Source organism: Haloferax sp. Atlit-10N (assembly GCF_003586325.1).
Lineage (GTDB): Archaea > Halobacteriota > Halobacteria > Halobacteriales > Haloferacaceae > Haloferax > Haloferax prahovense.
Genome location: NZ_PSYX01000006.1, coordinates 138,579 through 155,367 on the forward strand (window position 1 = coordinate 138,579; position 16,789 = coordinate 155,367).

Consider the following 16,789-nt stretch of genomic DNA (forward strand, 5'->3'; position numbering starts at 1 on the left):
TTTGATCTGTTGAGTGTAAAGCTCTCAGCTCGTCAGTTGTCTCTCTCAGTCTCTTCGAGACTGGACTGGAGCGTCGCCATCGCCTCGGACGAAGACACCTCTTGTCCGACCGCGCGATTGGCCTGCTCCGCGATTTTACTCGATTGGTTGTTCCAGACTGCCGTCACCGGTCGAGCCATTGTGTTCTCACCGGCGACGCGGAGCGTGTCCATGTAGTCACCGGCCGGTTCGAGCTCCGCAGCCGTCTCGGAGTTAAACAGACTCGCCCGCGGCGGTAGCCACCCCTCGACCTCCAGAAGGAACAATTGGAATTCCTCGCGCATCGACGCTTGGATGACCTGTGTGACTGCGTCGAGCTTCTGACTGTTCGGGTTGACAGTAATGTGCCAGCCACCGAGTGCGGAGGTGGACCCACCGGTCCCGGGGAACTGCGCCTCGCTTTCAGGGACACCGTAGGGAAGCGGCATCGTCCCGAGGTCGTCGCCGAACTCCGACGCTGCTTGATTAATCGCGTACGGCCAGTTGCGGTGGAACACGGCGTTCCCGTCGACGAACGGTGCGAGTGAACTGTCTTCGATCCACCCGAGGATGTTCGTCGGCGTGAAGCCGCCGCCGTAGTCGCTAAACTGCCCGTCGAAGCTCTCGTCGTGGACGAACTTTCGCATCATATTCAACGAGTTGACGACCGGGTCCGAGTCGACGGTGACGGGTCGTTCGCCGACGGGGCCGAATAGGTTCTCTCGACCACCGAAGTAGGCGCCGCCCCACGAGGACAGCACCTCGTTGAAGGTACAGCAGGCGGTGCCGACGTAGATATCCCACTGGGTGGTGAAGCCGTAATCGACGCCCGAGACGTCCTGTGTTTCGGCGGCGATGTTCGACCACCGTTTCCACGTCATCGGCTCGGTGGCCCAGTTCTCCTCGGTCGGATTGTAGCCGGCCTCTTCGACGAGGTCTTTCCGGTACAACATCGTCGGGTAGTCGGGGTACAGCGGAACACCGAACAGGTCCCCGCTGGCGGGGTCGATGGCCGTCTCAGTGAACCCGCCGAAGTACTCGCTTTCGATGGTCGAAAGCGCACTCTCGGGGAGCACCTCCGAGAGGTTAGCGAGCTGTCCCCGCTGGATGAAGATGTTCACCCAGCCGTTGTCCATCATGAACATGTCCGGCGTCGTCTCCTGAGAGCTCAAGAGCCGGTTGTACGTCGAGCGACGCTTCCCGCTGTCCGGCTGGCCCGGCTGGAACTCGACGCGGATGTCGTCCGAGAGTCCCCCTTTCTCGTGTAGCGCAGTACGGAGCTGGTCCGCGTGGTCCTGTGCGACAGTCGCGTCAAAGCCCCAGACGACGGTCGTTCCGCCGCTTTCGGACTCACCGACCTGTCCACCGGTGTCGGAGCCGTTGCCGAACATACTCGCACAGCCGGAGAGGCCCGCTGTGACTCCCGTCGCACCTGCAGCGGCGATAAACCGCCGTCGTGAGACGCTCTTCTTCGCCGTCTTGCTCGTCTCTGGGTTCGCTGTCATCGTCCAAATTGTTCATCAAAATAGGGTCACTTATAATTTAGGGATTAGCTTTGAGATATCACAAGAACTTTATCTGGACTCTGTGGCCAGTAGGTGTATGGGACTCCGACGGTCACTCGACGATTACAAGCAGAACGAAGACGCGACCGACGTATTTCCGGGCGAACGGCGCACGCGGCGAGGCAGATTCAGCGGGTCGGACCAACGCCTCGTTCACGTGTCACCGGCCGGGTCACTACGGGACTACTCGTACCCACTTTCGGGATTCGGCGGCATCGTGTCCTCGCGTTTCGGCATCCGTTTCGGTGACACCATCGAGTGGTTCGATGCGCTCGACACGGGGATTCAGACGTACCGAGCGGGTCGGTCGCTCGTCGAGACGACGCACCGTCTCGATGGGTTCGACGTGGTACAACGCGACGTTACCGACGGGCTCGCCCACACGACGGCGTTTGAGCTTGGCGACGGTGCACCGGAGGATATCGAACTGGCCGCGTTCATCGAGATCAGCCCGGAGGGGCGAGATGGGCGCGTCGGGCAGCTAGTCCACGACGACGCCATCGAGGTGTACCACAACCGAGAACACGACTACCTCGGCGCCTCGACTGAGTTCGTGGAGTGTACGCCCCAAGTACTCGAGCGGTTCGACGAGATACTCGCCGCGGAATCGCGGTCGTTTCCGGAGTTCGGTGCGTCCGAAGAGTACGAGGAGAGTCGCCTCACCGGTGGTGTTGGCGTCCGCGTCGCTTTCGAGGACGGTGAGACCAGTCTCGTCACCCTGCTGTCGGACATCGAAACGCAGTCGCGCTCGGATGCGCTCTCTGCGGTCGCGACCCGGACGCGACGAACCAACAGCGCTTCAGCCGCGCTCCTCGCGACGGCACGGCAGGCAGGACAGTATCCCACGGTCACGGACCGACTCGTCGCGACTGACCTTTCGGTCCTTGAGTTGCTCTCCGCACCGACTGGGGCCCGAATTGCGGGGCCGGATTTCGACCCATACTACCAGTACTCCGGCGGCTATGGCTACACGTGGTTTCGAGACGACGGAGAAGTTTCGACGTTTCTCTTGGAAGCCGACGAATCGCTCGGGTTCGGCGCAGCCGAGGCACACCGACAGAGCGCCGAGTTTTACTTGCAGACGCAGTTACCTGACGGCCGGTGGCCTCATCGGGTGTGGCCGATGAACGGCCGGCTTGCGCCGGGGTGGGCGAACGGCCACATCGAGGGCACGGAAACGCAGTACCAAGCCGACCAGACTGCGAGTGTCCTCGTCTTCCTCGCCGAGTACCTCTCGACATACCGACAGTCGCTCCGAAACGTCACGGTCGAGGCCATCGAGAACGCGTTACAGTCGGGAGTCGATGGGCTCGACAGTTCGCTGAAAGACGATGGCTTTCCGACGGTATGCGAAAACGCGTGGGAGAATACGAATGGTCGTTTCACGCACACCGCCGCGAAGTTCGTTCAGGCCTACAGTACGATTGCGTCGGTCACGTACGATACCGCCACCAGCGAGCGCGCAGCGACGCGGGCAACGGAGGTCTTTGACGCGCTCGACATGGCGTGGGCCGCCGACAAGGGTATCTACGCGCTCCGATTAGACGACGGGGACGGTGACTTGGACGACCGAGTCGACAGCACGACGTTCTCGCTCGTCGACGCCTACCTCGCCTACCGAGCCATCGAGGATATCGGCGACACGCGATTGCGGCGACTCGAGTGTCACCTCCAAACCGCGTTCTCCAGGCTCTGGAAAGAGACCGGCGACATCTCCGGACTCACGCGATTCGAGGGCGATACGTGGCGGCGGCGGGGGCAGGGAAGCGAGAAGGTTTGGACCGTCTCGACTGGCTGGGGCGCGTACGCGGCCGAGAAGTCGATTCGACTCTTCTCGTCGACTGACGAGTACGACCCCGAAACGTGGGCGGATCGGTTGTTCGACGAAATAGATCTCGACGGTAGTCTGTGCCTTCCATCGGGCTACCTCCCAGAGCAGTTCTTCGACACCGGTGCGCCGGACAGCGCAACGCCGTTGGGTTGGTCTCACGCCATTCGACTAGCCACGCACGCGTCCCGTGTCACCCGAGGTACTTGCACCGAGTAGAGAGTTATCGTTCGAAACGGGTTCGGGGCGGTCACGCGTCGGACAGCTCCCTGCCTGTCCTCTCATCTTTCTGTAGTGAGGGGACCCCGCCGTTTACGCCGGGGAGGAATCACGTTCATCATACTGGTCTGTCGGCCTACAATGGCCTCTCGGTGTCCAACGCTTTACTAAGATTTATCCCCCGCCTTGGCCGAACACTTGGATATGGTGGAAGACGAGGTGGTGGACAGCCTCATGCGGATTGGGCTCTCGGACAAGGAGTCGCGGGCGTACGTGACGATACTCCGTAACGGGGCGACGACAATCCGAGTCGTCTCTGAAGAGGCTGACATCTCTAAGAGTTACGCGTACGATATCGTCGGAAAACTCGAGGAGCGCGACCTCATCGAAATCGACGACCACGTCCAACCGACGCAGTTGCGAGCGATTCCGCCCGCAGAGGGCATCGACAACCTCGTTTCCCAACTACAGACCGTCGAGTCCCAGTTAGAGGACCTGTTTGACTCCGAGAGCTACGAACAGCAGAAGTTCAGTATCATCAAATCTCGACGGACGATACTCGCTCAGCTCAATAAGCTGATCGACGCCGCCGAATCGGAACTCGTTCTCGCACTTCCCGCATCGGTGCTTCATCGGGTCGAAGACTCGCTCAGAGAGGCGCGGAGTCGGGGCGTATTTTGTATGCTTCTCGTCACGGAGTATGACGGCACGAGTTCGATCGACGGTGCGACCGCGAGTATCATCCAGACGTGGAGCGCCCCGGCCCCGGTGACGCTTACTGTTGACCGGGGTGACGGTATCATCGCCTCGGCAGATGCGATACTGAACTCGAACTCCGATGAATATGCCATCTACCACGCTGAGGAGCATATCGTCTCCTCGTTGTTCGACTCGTTTATCGCGAACTACTGGCCGATGGGCGAGCAGGTGCATGTCGGGTCAAAAAGTCAACTTCCGGCGACGTTCACGAGTTTCCGCCACGCGGTGTTCGACGCGACGCTACATCTGATGGACGGATCTGTCGTCACGGCCGAGATGGACATCCGTCCCACCCAGAGTAACGCGGCGTTCGAGACGACGACTGGGACGATCGTGGCGGTGAAACAGAGCCTCGTTCGGCCCTTCTCGAACGACTTCCCGACCCAGGAGTCGTTCGTCGTTGAGACGCCTGACGACACGTTTACCGTCGGTGGCTCGAAGGCGTTCTTGGAGGATTTCGAGGCCCGGCGCGTCGTCTTCCGGTCGGTCAGCGATACAGAACAGGAATAGCGTTTCCTGCACGTACTCACCGACCAGTCGCAGTGGACTGCCCCGCGTGGGACTCCTCGGTTATCCTTCCGTCGGCTCGAGCCGACCTCCTTCGACGTCACTCGATTAGCACTAACGTCCGGTTTGCTCGTCCACGAACGAGACTCACCCTTCAGAACGCAGCTTTGACGCCGGCTGCTCCGCCGTCGGACTCCGGGACTGGTACTTATCTCACTCGCCTCGAAACACCCCCGTATGAGTAACAGCTCGCTTGGCCAACGGCCCGATTTCCAGGACCTGTTCGACCAGCTTGATGGGGTCGCGCTTTGGACGGTATCCGCGCCCGGCGAGTTCGACTACATTAGCGCTGGCTTCGAAGACATCTGGGGGATTCCCCCCGAGGCGGTCATGGACGACATCACACGGCTGCTCGACGCCATCCATCCCGAAGACCGCGACCGGGTGCGACAGAATATCGAGGCCTCAGCCCAGGGGGCCCACGACGAGGCGTACGAGGGTCGCGTCGTCCGACCCGATGGGTCGGTTCGCTGGGTGCTGACGCGGCAGGTGCTCCTCCGCGATGACGACGGTGACGTCTCGGAGGTCGTCGGTATCTGTACGGACATCACGGAGCAGAAACGCCGGGAGCGAGAACTCGAACTGCTGAACCGAATCGTCCGCCACGATATCCGCAACGATATGGGGGTCGTACTCGGGTGGGCAGAGATGCTCGAAGACCACGTCGATGATGACAGGAGCGAGTACCTCCAGAAAATCCTCGACAGCGGTGAGCACGTCGTCGAACTGACCGAGGTCGCACGCGACTACGTGGAGACGATTGCATCGAACGAGAGTGTCACTATCGCGTCGGTACCGATTCGCTCGATTCTCGAAACCGAGCTATCGATTCGCAAGGAGTCTTTCCCGGAGGCCGCGTTCGTGGTGGCGGGAGCGCTCCCCGATGTCGAGGTCGCCGGAAATAGCATGCTCAGTTCGGTGTTTCGGAACCTCCTGAACAACGCCGTCCAACACAACGACAAGGACGCGCCTCGCGTCGAGATCTCGTGTACGGCCCGAGACGACGATGTCGAGATTCGAATCGCCGACAACGGGCCGGGCATCCCGGACGACAGGAAAGAACTCGCGTTCGGAAAAGGTGAGCGAGGTCTCGGGAGCCCCGGCACGGGTATCGGACTCTACCTCGTCGACACCCTGGTCACGCGGTACGGCGGTTCGGTCCGGGTCGAAGACAACGAACCGACGGGTGCCGTCTTCGTCGTCGAACTCCCGCGCACCGACTGACTCGACTGCGGTTTCTGTGGTACAGTACGACATCGCCGTTGAATGGGAGCGCCGCGCGACGTCGCCTGTGGGGCAGAAGAGTTCGGTGACGAGTTGGAGAGTTACTCACCGCCGAGGCGCGCCGGTGGGACGACGCCCGGCCGGCCGAGTCGGAAGCGGTCGCCGACTTCGACCTCCTCGATCACGTGCGGGTACTCGAACGTCGTCGCGGCCTTCGAGAGCGCGCCGGGGTCCGCGTGAATCGACCGCCAGCGCCGCCAGTGCTCGGGAATCAGGCGGTCGATGCCGAGCGCGTTCGTGGCCTCGATGATTTCGTCCGCGTCGTTGTAGAGCTTGCGCGTGATGACCTCGCCGTCTTGGACGACGCGGGCGTCGGTTCCGTAGGAGAGCATCCCGAGGTCGATGTCGAACTCCGCACCGATCTCGTGGAACGCCTCGCAGGGCCGGTTGTCGCCGCCGTGGAAGATGGTTCCCGTCTCGTGCTCGATAACGTACGTCACCGTGCCGGTCGCGTCCGGGTCGTACCCGCCTCTGACGTGGACGGTGAGGTCGCCGACCTCGTAGCTGTCGCCGGGTTCGACGGCCGTCCGCTTGTCCTCGTCGATCGCGCTCACGTCGAAGTTCTCGTAGCACTCGACGGGCGCGTGGACGTCGCCGCCGTGGTCGAGAAGCGGGCCGAACGAGGGCGGCCAGAAGTGGTCGCGGTGGTCGTGGGTGCAGAAGACCGCGTCGCAGGCGTCCGCCCACTGCGGCTCCATCGGCACCGGCGACATCCGAGCGACGTACTCGCGGTCCCGCTCGGTACTGAAGTAGGGGTCGATGTAGATGGCGGTCTCCGGCGTCCGTATCGCCCAGCCGGCGACGCCGAGATACCACAGCGAGACTCCCTCCTCGACGTCGACGCCGTTGAGTTCCTCCCGGGCCCACCATTCGCCCCAATCGCTCGTAATCGTCATCGTACGCTCCGCGCCGCGCTGCCGGATTCGCCGTGATAGTACATGTGACAGCGGTCCGCACGGGGCCTGTAAAAGCTTCCGGCGTGGGGCTCAGTCGTCGACATCAGCGAACGTGACTCCCGTAATCTCGAATCGTGCCCCGCCGGCGTCAGAGTCGGCGACGCTAACGTCCCATCCGTGGGCCTCGGCGACCTGCTTGACGATTGCGAGCCCGAATCCGGTACCCGTACGCGAGGTTGTGCGGCCGGCTTCGAAGATGGTGTCGCGGCGCTCGGCTGGGATGCCGACACCGTCGTCCTCGACGTAGAAGCCGTCCGGAAGTTCACCAACTGTCACCGCCACGCCGTCTCCACCGTGTTCGATGCTGTTCCTGACGAGGTTCTCGACGAGCTGTTGGAGCCGACTTCGGTCAGCGATGACCGTCGCCGTCACGTCCGTCTGGAGTTCAGCGCCGGCCGTTTCGATGGTCTCCCAGCAGTCGGAGACGAGCGGACCCAAGGACACCGGTTCCAGTTCACCGACGTTGTCGCCCTTTCGGGCGAGCGTGAGCAGGTCTTCGATGAGGTCGTCGATGCGGTTCAACGCCCGCGCGGCGGTCGCAAGACGGTCGCTTTCGTGGTCTTGGCGGGCCAGTTCCACGTTCCCAGCAGCCACGTTCAGCGGGTTCCGGAGGTCGTGGCTGACGACGCTCGCAAACTCGCTCAGCCGCTCGTTTTGGCGCTGGAGCTGTTGCTCTCGCTTTCGCTGTTCGGTCGTGTCGCGATACATCCAGAGGTGGCCGGTCCCCTCGGGGAGTTCGATCGGTTCGTAGCTTCGGTTGAGCGTCCGACCGTTCGTCAGAGCGACTGTCTCGTTGTGGATCGACTCTGTCCCGGCGATCAGTTCGTCGACGCGCTCGACGAAGCCCTCCGAGTCAACCGCGAGTTCGCTGGCCATCTGCGCCAGTTCCCGACAGTCTGCGCCGATGAGTTCCGTCGACGGTTCCGAGACATCGAACAGTTCGAGCAGTCGCTCGTTAATGGCGAGGACGGTTCGGTCGCTGTTTTCGGCGAGGACGCCGACCGGGAGCGACCGAATGAGCGTCGAGAGCAGGGCGTTGGTCCGTTCGAGTTCGTCCTCACGGTGGGTTCGTTCGGTCACGTCCTGGAACAACGAGATGATGCCGACGACCGCACCGTCGTCGTTAGTGATGGTTCGGTTGTGCCACTCACAGCGGATGTGTTCGCCGTCCTTTCGGACGTTCTCGTCGATGCTGTGGTAGCCGCCCTCCGCGACTGCAAGCTGGTCTGTCACGGCGTCGACGTTGTCGTAACTATCGTCCGCGACGATGAGTTCCCAGCTGTGGCCGCGGAGTTCCGCTTCGGTATAGCCCAGAATCTCCTCGCCGCGCTCGTTGAGCCCGACGATTTGGAAGTCGCTGTCGTACTCGAGGACGCCGAGCGGAGACTGTTCGATGAACAGGGAGAGGCGTTGTTCGCTCGTCTCGAGCGCGCGCTGTGAGCGGTACTGCTCGACCGCGTTTTCGATACGGTTGGCGAGTACGGTGTACTGGCTGGTCCCGTGTTCCTTCTGGAGGTACTCGGTGACGCCCGCGGAGATTGCGTCGCTCGCGACCTCCTCGCTTCCCTTGCCAGTAAAGAGGATGAAGGGGAGGTCCGGCGCGTCCTCGCGGAGGGCTTCGAGGAAATCCAATCCGTCGCGCTCGGGCATGTCGTAGTCCGAGACGACGCAGTCGAACTCCGTGTCTGCCACGCGGTCGAGCCCCTCGGCGACCGAGGTGGCCGTCTCGACCCGGAACCGGTCGTGTTCCCGTTCGAGGAACGTCGCCGTTAGTTCGGTGAAGTCCTCGTCGTCGTCGACGTACAAGACGACCACCTCATCCACTAACTCGCTCATATCTATCCCGCTTGAATGTTCGCTAAGTAGATACTTAAGGGTGGGCGCGGTCGGAGGAACACGACTCTCCCGTGTCGGAGTAGTTGACCTCCACGCTCAGCGTGACCCGACGAGTCCCAAGAGGGTGATGAGCGCCCGGACATCGAGAAGTGGAACGCAAGTAAACTAGTGTCATTTCACCTCGCTTTTCACGACCGCCAGTAGGACGGCGTCAGTAACACCAGCACCGGAATGATTTCGATCCGACCGACCCACATGAGGAAGGTCATCACGATCTTCGTCGACTGCGGGAACGGCTCGTAGCTCTCGAGTGGTCCCGCGATTCCGAACGCCGGCCCGACATTGAAGAACGTGGCTGCCGCAGCGCTCATGGCCTCGAATTCGGTGACTGACAGCTGTACTCGGGATGCGTCGACGACGACGAAGATTGTCGCGACGATGAAGAACACGAGACTAACCAGTGTGTAGGCGTAGATGTCCCGAACCGTCTCTTCGTCGACGACGTTCCCACTGTGGCGGACTGGTCGGACCGCGCTCGGATTCGAGGCGGTAAACAGGTCTCGACTGAACGCTTTCACAACGACGAGCCACCGGAGCGTCTTGATCGAACAGGTCGTACTACCGGCCATCCCACCGATGAACATACAGACGAACAGGAGATGTTTGGCCGCTGCCGACCAGAGGTTGAAATCCGTACTCGCGTAACCTGTCGTCGTCATTATCGAAACGACCTGAAAGAGTGCGTGCCGAGCTATCTGTTCGAGGCTTGTATAGGGAGCACCGTCAACCAACAACACCCCCCCGACACCGACCGTGAAGAACCCGAGCAGTCCGACGTAAAAGCGGAATTCGTCACTATTGCGGAGTCGGTCGAAGTTCCCCTGAAAGGCGAAGTACAGTAGAATGAAACTCGTGGCACCGATTGCCATGAACGGGATAATCGCCCACTGAACGGCGGGCGAGAAGGCAGCGATGCTGTCGCCACGGGGTGAAAAGCCACTCGTCGAGATGGTCGTAAACGCATGCGCTACAGCGTCGTACAGCGTCATCTCCGGCGCGTATCCGATCAAATGGAGTCCGTAGAGAACTGCCACCTGGAGCCCGGTCAGGCCGATATAGATCTTCCAGAGAAGGGCTGCTGTTTCCGAAATTCGGGGCGTGAGCTTGTTGACGTCCTGAATCTGGGTTTCGGTCTCCATGAGCTGTGCACCACCGACGGACAGTTGGGAGAGGACAGCCGTCGCCAGAACCAGAATTCCGAGTCCACCGAGCCATTGCAGGACCGCTCGCCACATGAGGATGGCCCGTGAGTGGCGTTCGAAATCCACGATGACCGTCGCTCCGGTCGTCGTGATTCCGCTCATACTCTCGAATAGGGCGTTCACCGGCGTTACAAGCATTCCCTCGCCGGCAAGAACAAATGGGACCGCACCGACGAGCGCAATGCTCAACCACGTCAGCGAGACCATCAGAAACGCTTCCCGCGCTCGGAGGTCACGCTTGTCGGTGAGCTGTTCGAGCCCGACCCCGAGGAGTGCTGTCCCAAGTATCGGGAAGATGAACGGGAGCAGCGCCGTTCCGTCGTAGAGGGCGATTCCAAGCGGAAGGAGGAGTGGTACCCACAGCCATTTGAGAATCGTCCCGACCAGTCGACAGCTAACCCGCCAATCGACGCGAATTCTCATACGAGCTCCATAACGGGAGAGAGGACATCTGCAGCTACGAAGAGAACGACGTGGTCACCTGCTTTGATCACGGTCTCGCCACGGGGAACGATGAACTCCTGATTGCGAGTGATCGCACCGATAACCACACCGGATGGAAGCTCAGTAATGCTCTCGTGGATGGGGCGTCCTGCGAGGACGCTTGCCTCGTCGACCTCGATCTCTAGCACTTCTGCCTGGCGACCTTCGATGAGCGAGAGGTTTTCGACCTGTCCCTCCTGTGTGAAGCGGACGATTTCCTCCGCGGTCGCTTCACGGGGGTTGATCGCGACGTCGGTTCCGACCGCTTCGAATAAGCTTGCGTACTGCCCTTGTTCGACGACGGCGACCGTACGAGCGACACCGATGTTCTTTGCGAGCAACGAGACCAAGAGATTCTTTTCGTCGCTGTCGGTCGCTGCGATGACTGCGTCCGCCCGGTCGATGTGTTCACCGACAAGGAAGTCCACGTCCGTCGCGTCGTGTACCATCACGATTGTTCCGGGAAGGTCTTCGGCGAGTTGACGGCCGCGATCCGCGTCTTGTTCGATCAGACGAGGTTCGAGGCCGCGCTCTTCGAGCAACCTAGCCGTGTGGTACCCGATGTCACTCCCACCAACGACGACGATATCACGAGCCTCATCTGAGGTTTCAGCTGAGGCAACAGTTTTCGAAAACGCTTGGACGCTCTCTGGACTGCCGATGACGATCACTCTGTTTCCGGCTTCGATTCGTGTCTGTCCACGGGCGATTACGACATCGCCCTCCTGAACTAGTGCTGCGAACGTGAGCGCATCGAACTTGTCCGCCTCTTCGACGGTCTGTCCTACGATTTCACAATCTGCCGCCACCTCGAACTCGGCCATCTGGACGAGTCCACCGGCGAACGGGTCGACGTCGACGGCGGCCGGAAGCCCGACGACGCGGACGATATCGTTGGCCGTCAGTAGGTTCGTCGAGACCATGAAATCAACCCCGAACGCCCTCTCTGATCGCGTCCACGTATCGAGGAAGTTCGCGTTCCGGACCCGAGCAATAGTGAAGACATCGCCCGTTGTCTTCGCCGTCCCGCAGGTGACTAAGTTCGTCTCGTCGTCGTCCGTGCTGGCGATGAGCATATCTGCCTCGGCGATGCCTGCCTCTTCGAGTATTCTCAGCGAGGTCCCATCCCCTTTAATCGCCAATATATCACTCGAATACGTGAGGTCCTCGACTTTCTCTGGATCAATATCGATGACGATGACGTCGTGACTCTCAGCGAGACTGACCGCAATGTTCGCTCCGACTTCACCGGCCCCGACGACGATCACGCGCATGGCTGTCCTCTCGACGTAACCATTGGGATACCTAACGGATGGGGCCTACTAAAAGCCGTTCACGACATTTCGGGTCTGGTCTTCTGAGATGGAACATTCTTGGGTACTGTCCAGATAAGGAATGGGCGAGTAGTCTTGGTTGTGAGACACAATAGGCCTCTCACAAAAGTGAGTGTCGACGTCGCGCTGTTCAAGCACTACGGGGCTGTTCCGGCGACTGTGCTTCTGGCTGATGTCTCTGGTTATCGGACTGCATTCTTTCGATTATCGTTGACCGGTCGGGTTGGCTACGTAGACCGGTCACATATCAACGGTCAGTATTTATGTCCATTCGGCACTGTCTAGTTAGTAACCTCCTCGACTGGCGTTCGTCCATCGAGCGCTTGATGCGGTCTCTGAACTGTGATCGATTCCGACAGCAGCCTCCTCGACACAACCCAATTTGGCGTTTGCTCAGGCGGTTTGAGATATGTTTCTGACAGAACGAATGCTATCGATAGACTGCTTGATGAGAGTGTCCTATGTCGAGAGTTCGAGGCAGTTGTGTTGTTTCTCTTAGTAGATACGCGATCCCGTAGAGGTGGACGACAAACGCCCCGAGCGGTGTCCACAGAACGTAGTGCATTTCGGTGTCTCGGAAGCTGTCCGACCCCGACGAGTCCGCGGGCCCTTCGGTCCGGCGAGGTGCGAACCAGACGTGAGGCTTCTTCTTTAACTAGACAGTGCCGTCTGGTGAAGTGCCATCGCTGTTCCACCCGAGGAGGGTGTCTTACCGACGTCCCTCGCCAACCAACCTGAAGGAATTATCTCGTTCAACGACCGAGTGCTGATATGCAGCTGTTCGACGAGCTTGCGAGAGCAGCGAGGTGCGACGTGGTGAGGGACCGGAGCGAGAACCCGAGGAAGGTGTCGGCGACGTGACCGAAGAGCCGCGTCCCGCCGGGCACCTCTCACCGCTCGCCACGCTCGTCGACGAGGTTCTCGCGGGCGTCGGTTACGAGATGGCAGCCGCCACCGACATCATCGACGACGCCGTCCCCGGCTACGGCGGCCTGTTCGACCCCGCGACGACCTCGGGCGAGTTGCGGCGTGCGCTCGATGATCTACTGTCGTCGGAACTCACTCACCCGCCAGTCCTCGCACCGACCGACGATTCGTTCATCCTGTACGTCGATGGCAGTTCGCGCGGCAACCCCGGTCCGGCGGGCGCGGGCGCGGTCATCATGGACGCAGAAGAGAACCAACTCGCACGGCTCGGCCGTCCCGTCGGGTCTCGGACGGGGAACAACACCGCCGAGTACGGCGCCCTCCAACTCGGACTATCCGAACTGGTGTCACGCTACGAGCCACACAGCCTCGAAGTCCGAATCGACTCGATGACAGTCATTCGCGATGTTTGGGGAGGTAACGACCCGACAGAACCGGGCGTCGAGACGTACAGCGAGGCTATCGCCGCAGCGCTATCGAGCGTTCCGAACCACCGGTACACGCATCTGGCTGACTGCGACCCGAACCCCGCCGATGCGCTGGCGACAGTCGGTGCCGACATCGCAGCCTTGGGGCCGGGATAGCTCGTCTCGTCGCGGGTGTGCCGAATTCCCGTCGGTGACGTGTCCATTCCGCTCGTGCGAGTCGCAACCCATCCGGTCACCGTGTGCCATCTCGTTTCGAACCGACGCCAGTGGGTGGTCGTGGCTTTTACCCGCATCGAGACATCACCTCCGGTATGGACCTTCAGATTGCTGGACTGGAGGATCTCGAGGAACGAGTCGGGAACGCCCTCAACCGAATCGGCGAACTGCAAGCGGGTACCCGGGTCCACTCGGACGTCTTCTTCTCGCAACCGTTCATGCGCGACCACACCGAGTTCGACTCGTTTGCCGCGTTCTGCGATCAGAGCCCGTGGGCGTTCGACGACGTTGCCGACGCACGGGACATCTCGCGTGCCCGACTCGACGAGTACGTCGCCGACAGAACTGATTTCGAGACGTGGGAGGAGATGAAGACTCGGGCCGCCGAAGAAGAGATTATCGACCAAATCGTCTCCTGATCACCCCACGCCCGGAACCGCGTTCAACAGATTGTACAGGCCGTAGCTGATGACGCCTGCACCCGGTATCGACCCGAGCCACGACCCGAGCGCGATGCCGACTTTCCGCGGTGAGACGCCGCTTCCGTCCGACGAGCTGGCGGCGAGACCACTCCCGACGATGCTCGCGATCATCACTTTGTTGAACGAGATCGGGATTCCCAGTACGATTGCGAGCTGTGCGATCAGGAAGGTGGGAATCAGGGCGGCGATCGACCGTCTCGCCCCGAGCGTGGCGTATTCGTTCGAGACGGCTCGGACGAGCCGCGGCCCTCTGATCCACGCCCCGAGGAGAATCCCACCGCCGCCGAGTGCGAGCAGGGAAATCGACGAGAGCTGGAGGTCCGTTTCGAACACGGCCTCTAGCGGGCCGGTCGCCAAGCCGATCTGCGTGCCACCGCTCGTGAACACGACGATGAGTCCCAGCGTGACCAGAAACTGATTGATACCGGCGGTCTCGTCGCGGCGGGTTCGTCGACTGCAACTCGATATGGTTCGTCTCACGCGGGACGCGTCCGTCGTCAACCACCCGATGCCCCCAGTACCGAATGTCTGGTGAGAGCGTTCAACGCCGTGCAATCGAGAGACCTGAACACAACGTTTATTCATGCGTTACTTGTTGTCAGCTATCATGAAACACACCGCAGCAGTCTGGGGACCGACCCTCGACGACGGCCGGTATCGGAACCCGATCATCTACGCGGATTACTCCGACCCCGACGTGGTTCGCGTGGGTGATGACTTCTTCATGACCGCTTCGAGCTTCAACGCCGTCCCGGGGCTTCCGATACTCCACTCGCGCGACCTCGTGAACTGGCGACTCATCAATCACGCCATCGACGAGTTACCACCAGATTTCGACCGTCCGCAGCACGGGAACGGTGTCTGGGCGCCCTCGATCAACTACCACGAGGGGACGTTCTACATCTTCTACGGCGACCCCGACCGCGGCGTCTACATGACCAAGACCGACGACCCCCGGGGTCGGTGGTCCGATCTGACGCTCGTGCACGAGGTCGAGGGGTGGATCGACACGGCACCGCTGTGGGACGACGACGGGAACGCGTATCTCGCTCACGCGTTCGCGAAGAGCCGTGCCGGATTCAACAGCGTGCTCAACATCGCCCCGATGGCACCCGACGGGACACACATCACCGGCGAAAGCCGACAGGTGTTCGACGGCCACGACGACCACCCGACAATCGAGGGGCCGAAGCTGTACAAGCGGGGCGGGAGTTATTACATCTTCGCGCCCGCCGGCGGCGTTAGCGATGGGTGGCAGACGGTCCTGCGCTCGGACGACATCTACGGCCCGTACGACGACCGAATCGTCCTCGCCCAGGGGGAGACACCGATTAACGGGCCGCACCAGGGAGCACTGGTGGGCTTGGACAGCGGCGAGGACTGGTTCGTCCACTTCCAAGAGGTCGACCCGTACGGCCGCATCGTCCACCTCCAGCCGGTCGCTTGGGCCGACGGGTGGCCCGTCATCGGTCGTGACGAGGACGGCGATGGGACCGGCGAGCCGGTCCGAACGCACGAAAAGCCCGACGTCGCCGCTGAGACGCTTCCGACGATGGTCCCGCAGACCTCCGACGACTTCGAAGCGGCCCGCTTAGGGCTCCAGTGGCAGTGGCACGGGAACCCGAAGTTCGGTTGGCACTCGCTTACTGACCGCCCCGACGCACTCCGTTTATTCCAACAGCGTGTCGATGCGTCTGAGAATCTGTGGTCCGTCCCGAGCCTCCTCCTCCAGAAGTTCCCCGCCCCGGCGTTCACGGCGACGACGGAAGTCCGGTGCGGCCTCGAAGAAGGAACCGGACACGGAGGGCTTCTCGTCATGGGCTCCGAGTACGCCTACCTCAGTGTCCGTAAGACCACGGACGGAGTCAATCTGATACAGGCTCGTAACACCAGCCCATCAGAGGGTGACCTTGACACGGTCGTTGAACGAGTACCCCTCCGGGGCTCGTCCGCACGACTGCGGGCGACTGTCGAAGACGGGGGGCGCGTCCAGTTCGCGTACGCGACCGACGATGCCGGCTTCGAGTCGATTGGAGAGCCGTTCCAAGCCCAGCAGGGACGCTGGATCGGTGCCAAAATCGGTTTGTTCGTCGCGCAGTCGAGCGAATCTGCGGTCGACGGTGGGTACTGCGACTTCGAGTACTTCGAGGTCAGCGAGTCAGCGACCCACGACTGAAGTCGTGGGCTTGTAGGCTTGCTACCGAATTGTGTACGAGAACTGTACAGCGTTGACGAGACGCTTTGCGAGTGGACACCCGGTCACGTAGTGCTGGACCGCGAACACCTGATAGGCGCTCCCAGAACGCACAGCGTTCTGGTGTCTTGGAACCCATTTCATGTTGATTTAAATAACATATACGAAATAGATTCATTCTGTTAAATTTATAAATATTTTGTGATATAAGGCAGTTACTCTAAGACATCCCGGGCCGTTCCCTCACACTCTCTCATATATCGTTGAGACGTGCTCTACGACAGATTATAGATTTCGTATTTTGTACGTTCTACGTTCATAATAGGCGATTGGGACGATATATGCCTTCTATTCTATACTATCCCTATTTCTCGCCCACTACTTCTTCGCTCGCCATGCGATCTCACTCGCAAGCTGAGAGCGTTCTTGTC

Annotated in this window: 11 protein-coding genes and 1 pseudogene; 6 read left to right on the plus strand and 6 right to left on the minus strand. The window is 60.9% G+C overall.

Features of this window, described 5'->3' with window-relative positions; all coding sequences use genetic code 11:
- Nucleotides 1-32: 32 nt before the first annotated feature.
- The gene (locus C5B91_RS16770) at nucleotides 33-1,523 is read right to left on the minus strand and encodes an extracellular solute-binding protein (protein ID WP_115820034.1); all 1,491 of its coding nucleotides are present in this window, start codon (nucleotides 1,521-1,523) and stop codon (nucleotides 33-35) included.
- 97 nt (nucleotides 1,524-1,620) lie between these two features.
- Between C5B91_RS16770 and C5B91_RS16775 the strand changes: the two genes are divergently transcribed.
- The 3 genes from C5B91_RS16775 (at nucleotide 1,621) to C5B91_RS16785 (ending at nucleotide 6,180) form a co-directional block, all read left to right on the plus strand.
- Entirely contained in the window at nucleotides 1,621-3,630 is a 2,010-nt protein-coding gene (locus C5B91_RS16775) for a glycoside hydrolase family 15 protein (RefSeq protein ID WP_199519541.1), read from the plus strand.
- A 204-nt stretch (nucleotides 3,631-3,834) separates the two neighbouring features.
- Nucleotides 3,835-4,899: a TrmB family transcriptional regulator gene (locus tag C5B91_RS16780; protein ID WP_008096863.1), complete on the plus strand. Its 1,065-nt coding sequence runs from the start codon at nucleotides 3,835-3,837 to the stop codon at nucleotides 4,897-4,899.
- Nucleotides 4,900-5,133: 234 nt separating this feature from the next.
- Nucleotides 5,134-6,180: a PAS domain-containing sensor histidine kinase gene (locus tag C5B91_RS16785; protein WP_008096861.1), complete on the plus strand. Its 1,047-nt coding sequence runs from the start codon at nucleotides 5,134-5,136 to the stop codon at nucleotides 6,178-6,180.
- Nucleotides 6,181-6,281: 101 nt separating this feature from the next.
- Here C5B91_RS16785 and C5B91_RS16790 read toward each other — a convergent pair whose 3' ends face one another.
- The 4 genes from C5B91_RS16790 to trkA all read right to left on the minus strand — a co-directional run bounded on the left by C5B91_RS16790 (nucleotide 6,282) and on the right by trkA (nucleotide 12,051).
- Nucleotides 6,282-7,136 (minus strand): MBL fold metallo-hydrolase, encoded by an 855-nt coding sequence (locus tag C5B91_RS16790; protein ID WP_004971943.1) that lies wholly within the window; start codon nucleotides 7,134-7,136, stop codon nucleotides 6,282-6,284.
- A gap of 90 nt (nucleotides 7,137-7,226) precedes the next feature.
- Entirely contained in the window at nucleotides 7,227-9,032 is a 1,806-nt protein-coding gene (locus tag C5B91_RS16795; RefSeq protein ID WP_004971942.1) for a PAS domain S-box protein, read from the minus strand.
- 188 nt (nucleotides 9,033-9,220) lie between these two features.
- Nucleotides 9,221-10,717 carry a TrkH family potassium uptake protein gene (locus C5B91_RS16800; RefSeq protein ID WP_008096858.1) on the minus strand — a complete coding sequence of 499 codons (1,497 nt, stop codon included), beginning with the start codon at nucleotides 10,715-10,717 and terminating at the stop codon, nucleotides 9,221-9,223.
- Nucleotides 10,714-12,051, minus strand: coding sequence for a Trk system potassium transporter TrkA (gene trkA / locus C5B91_RS16805; RefSeq protein ID WP_008096857.1), 1,338 nt, complete (start codon nucleotides 12,049-12,051; stop codon nucleotides 10,714-10,716). The genes C5B91_RS16800 and trkA overlap by 4 nt, the downstream gene beginning before the upstream one ends.
- A 917-nt stretch (nucleotides 12,052-12,968) precedes the next feature.
- Here trkA and C5B91_RS16810 point away from each other — a divergent pair.
- Nucleotides 12,969-13,622, plus strand: coding sequence for a ribonuclease HI family protein (locus tag C5B91_RS16810; protein ID WP_115820072.1), 654 nt, complete (start codon nucleotides 12,969-12,971; stop codon nucleotides 13,620-13,622).
- A gap of 155 nt (nucleotides 13,623-13,777) precedes the next feature.
- On the plus strand, nucleotides 13,778-14,101 hold the full coding sequence (locus C5B91_RS16815) for a hypothetical protein (protein WP_008096810.1): 324 nt from the start codon (nucleotides 13,778-13,780) through the stop codon (nucleotides 14,099-14,101).
- Here the strand turns inward: C5B91_RS16815 and C5B91_RS16820 are convergent.
- A pseudogene (locus C5B91_RS16820) lies at nucleotides 14,102-14,605 on the minus strand (inorganic phosphate transporter); the annotation flags it as partial.
- A gap of 166 nt (nucleotides 14,606-14,771) precedes the next feature.
- Here C5B91_RS16820 and C5B91_RS16825 point away from each other — a divergent pair.
- Nucleotides 14,772-16,340 carry a glycoside hydrolase 43 family protein gene (locus C5B91_RS16825; RefSeq protein ID WP_008096806.1) on the plus strand — a complete coding sequence of 523 codons (1,569 nt, stop codon included), beginning with the start codon at nucleotides 14,772-14,774 and terminating at the stop codon, nucleotides 16,338-16,340.
- Nucleotides 16,341-16,789 lie beyond the last annotated feature (449 nt).

Excerpts from the sequence above, each read along its gene's own strand:
- C5B91_RS16770 (WP_115820034.1), bottom strand. The coding sequence starts at position 1,523 with ATGACAGCGAACCCAGAGACGAGCAAGACGGCGAAGAAGAGCGTCTCA.
- C5B91_RS16775 (WP_199519541.1), top strand. The coding sequence starts at position 1,621 with ATGGGACTCCGACGGTCACTCGACGATTACAAGCAGAACGAAGACGCG.
- C5B91_RS16780 (WP_008096863.1), top strand. The coding sequence starts at position 3,835 with ATGGTGGAAGACGAGGTGGTGGACAGCCTCATGCGGATTGGGCTCTCG.
- C5B91_RS16785 (WP_008096861.1), top strand. The coding sequence starts at position 5,134 with ATGAGTAACAGCTCGCTTGGCCAACGGCCCGATTTCCAGGACCTGTTC.
- C5B91_RS16790 (WP_004971943.1), bottom strand. The coding sequence starts at position 7,136 with ATGACGATTACGAGCGATTGGGGCGAATGGTGGGCCCGGGAGGAACTC.
- C5B91_RS16795 (WP_004971942.1), bottom strand. The coding sequence starts at position 9,032 with ATGAGCGAGTTAGTGGATGAGGTGGTCGTCTTGTACGTCGACGACGAC.
- C5B91_RS16800 (WP_008096858.1), bottom strand. The coding sequence starts at position 10,717 with ATGAGAATTCGCGTCGATTGGCGGGTTAGCTGTCGACTGGTCGGGACG.
- trkA (WP_008096857.1), bottom strand. The coding sequence starts at position 12,051 with ATGCGCGTGATCGTCGTCGGGGCCGGTGAAGTCGGAGCGAACATTGCG.
- C5B91_RS16815 (WP_008096810.1), top strand. The coding sequence starts at position 13,778 with ATGGACCTTCAGATTGCTGGACTGGAGGATCTCGAGGAACGAGTCGGG.
- C5B91_RS16825 (WP_008096806.1), top strand. The coding sequence starts at position 14,772 with ATGAAACACACCGCAGCAGTCTGGGGACCGACCCTCGACGACGGCCGG.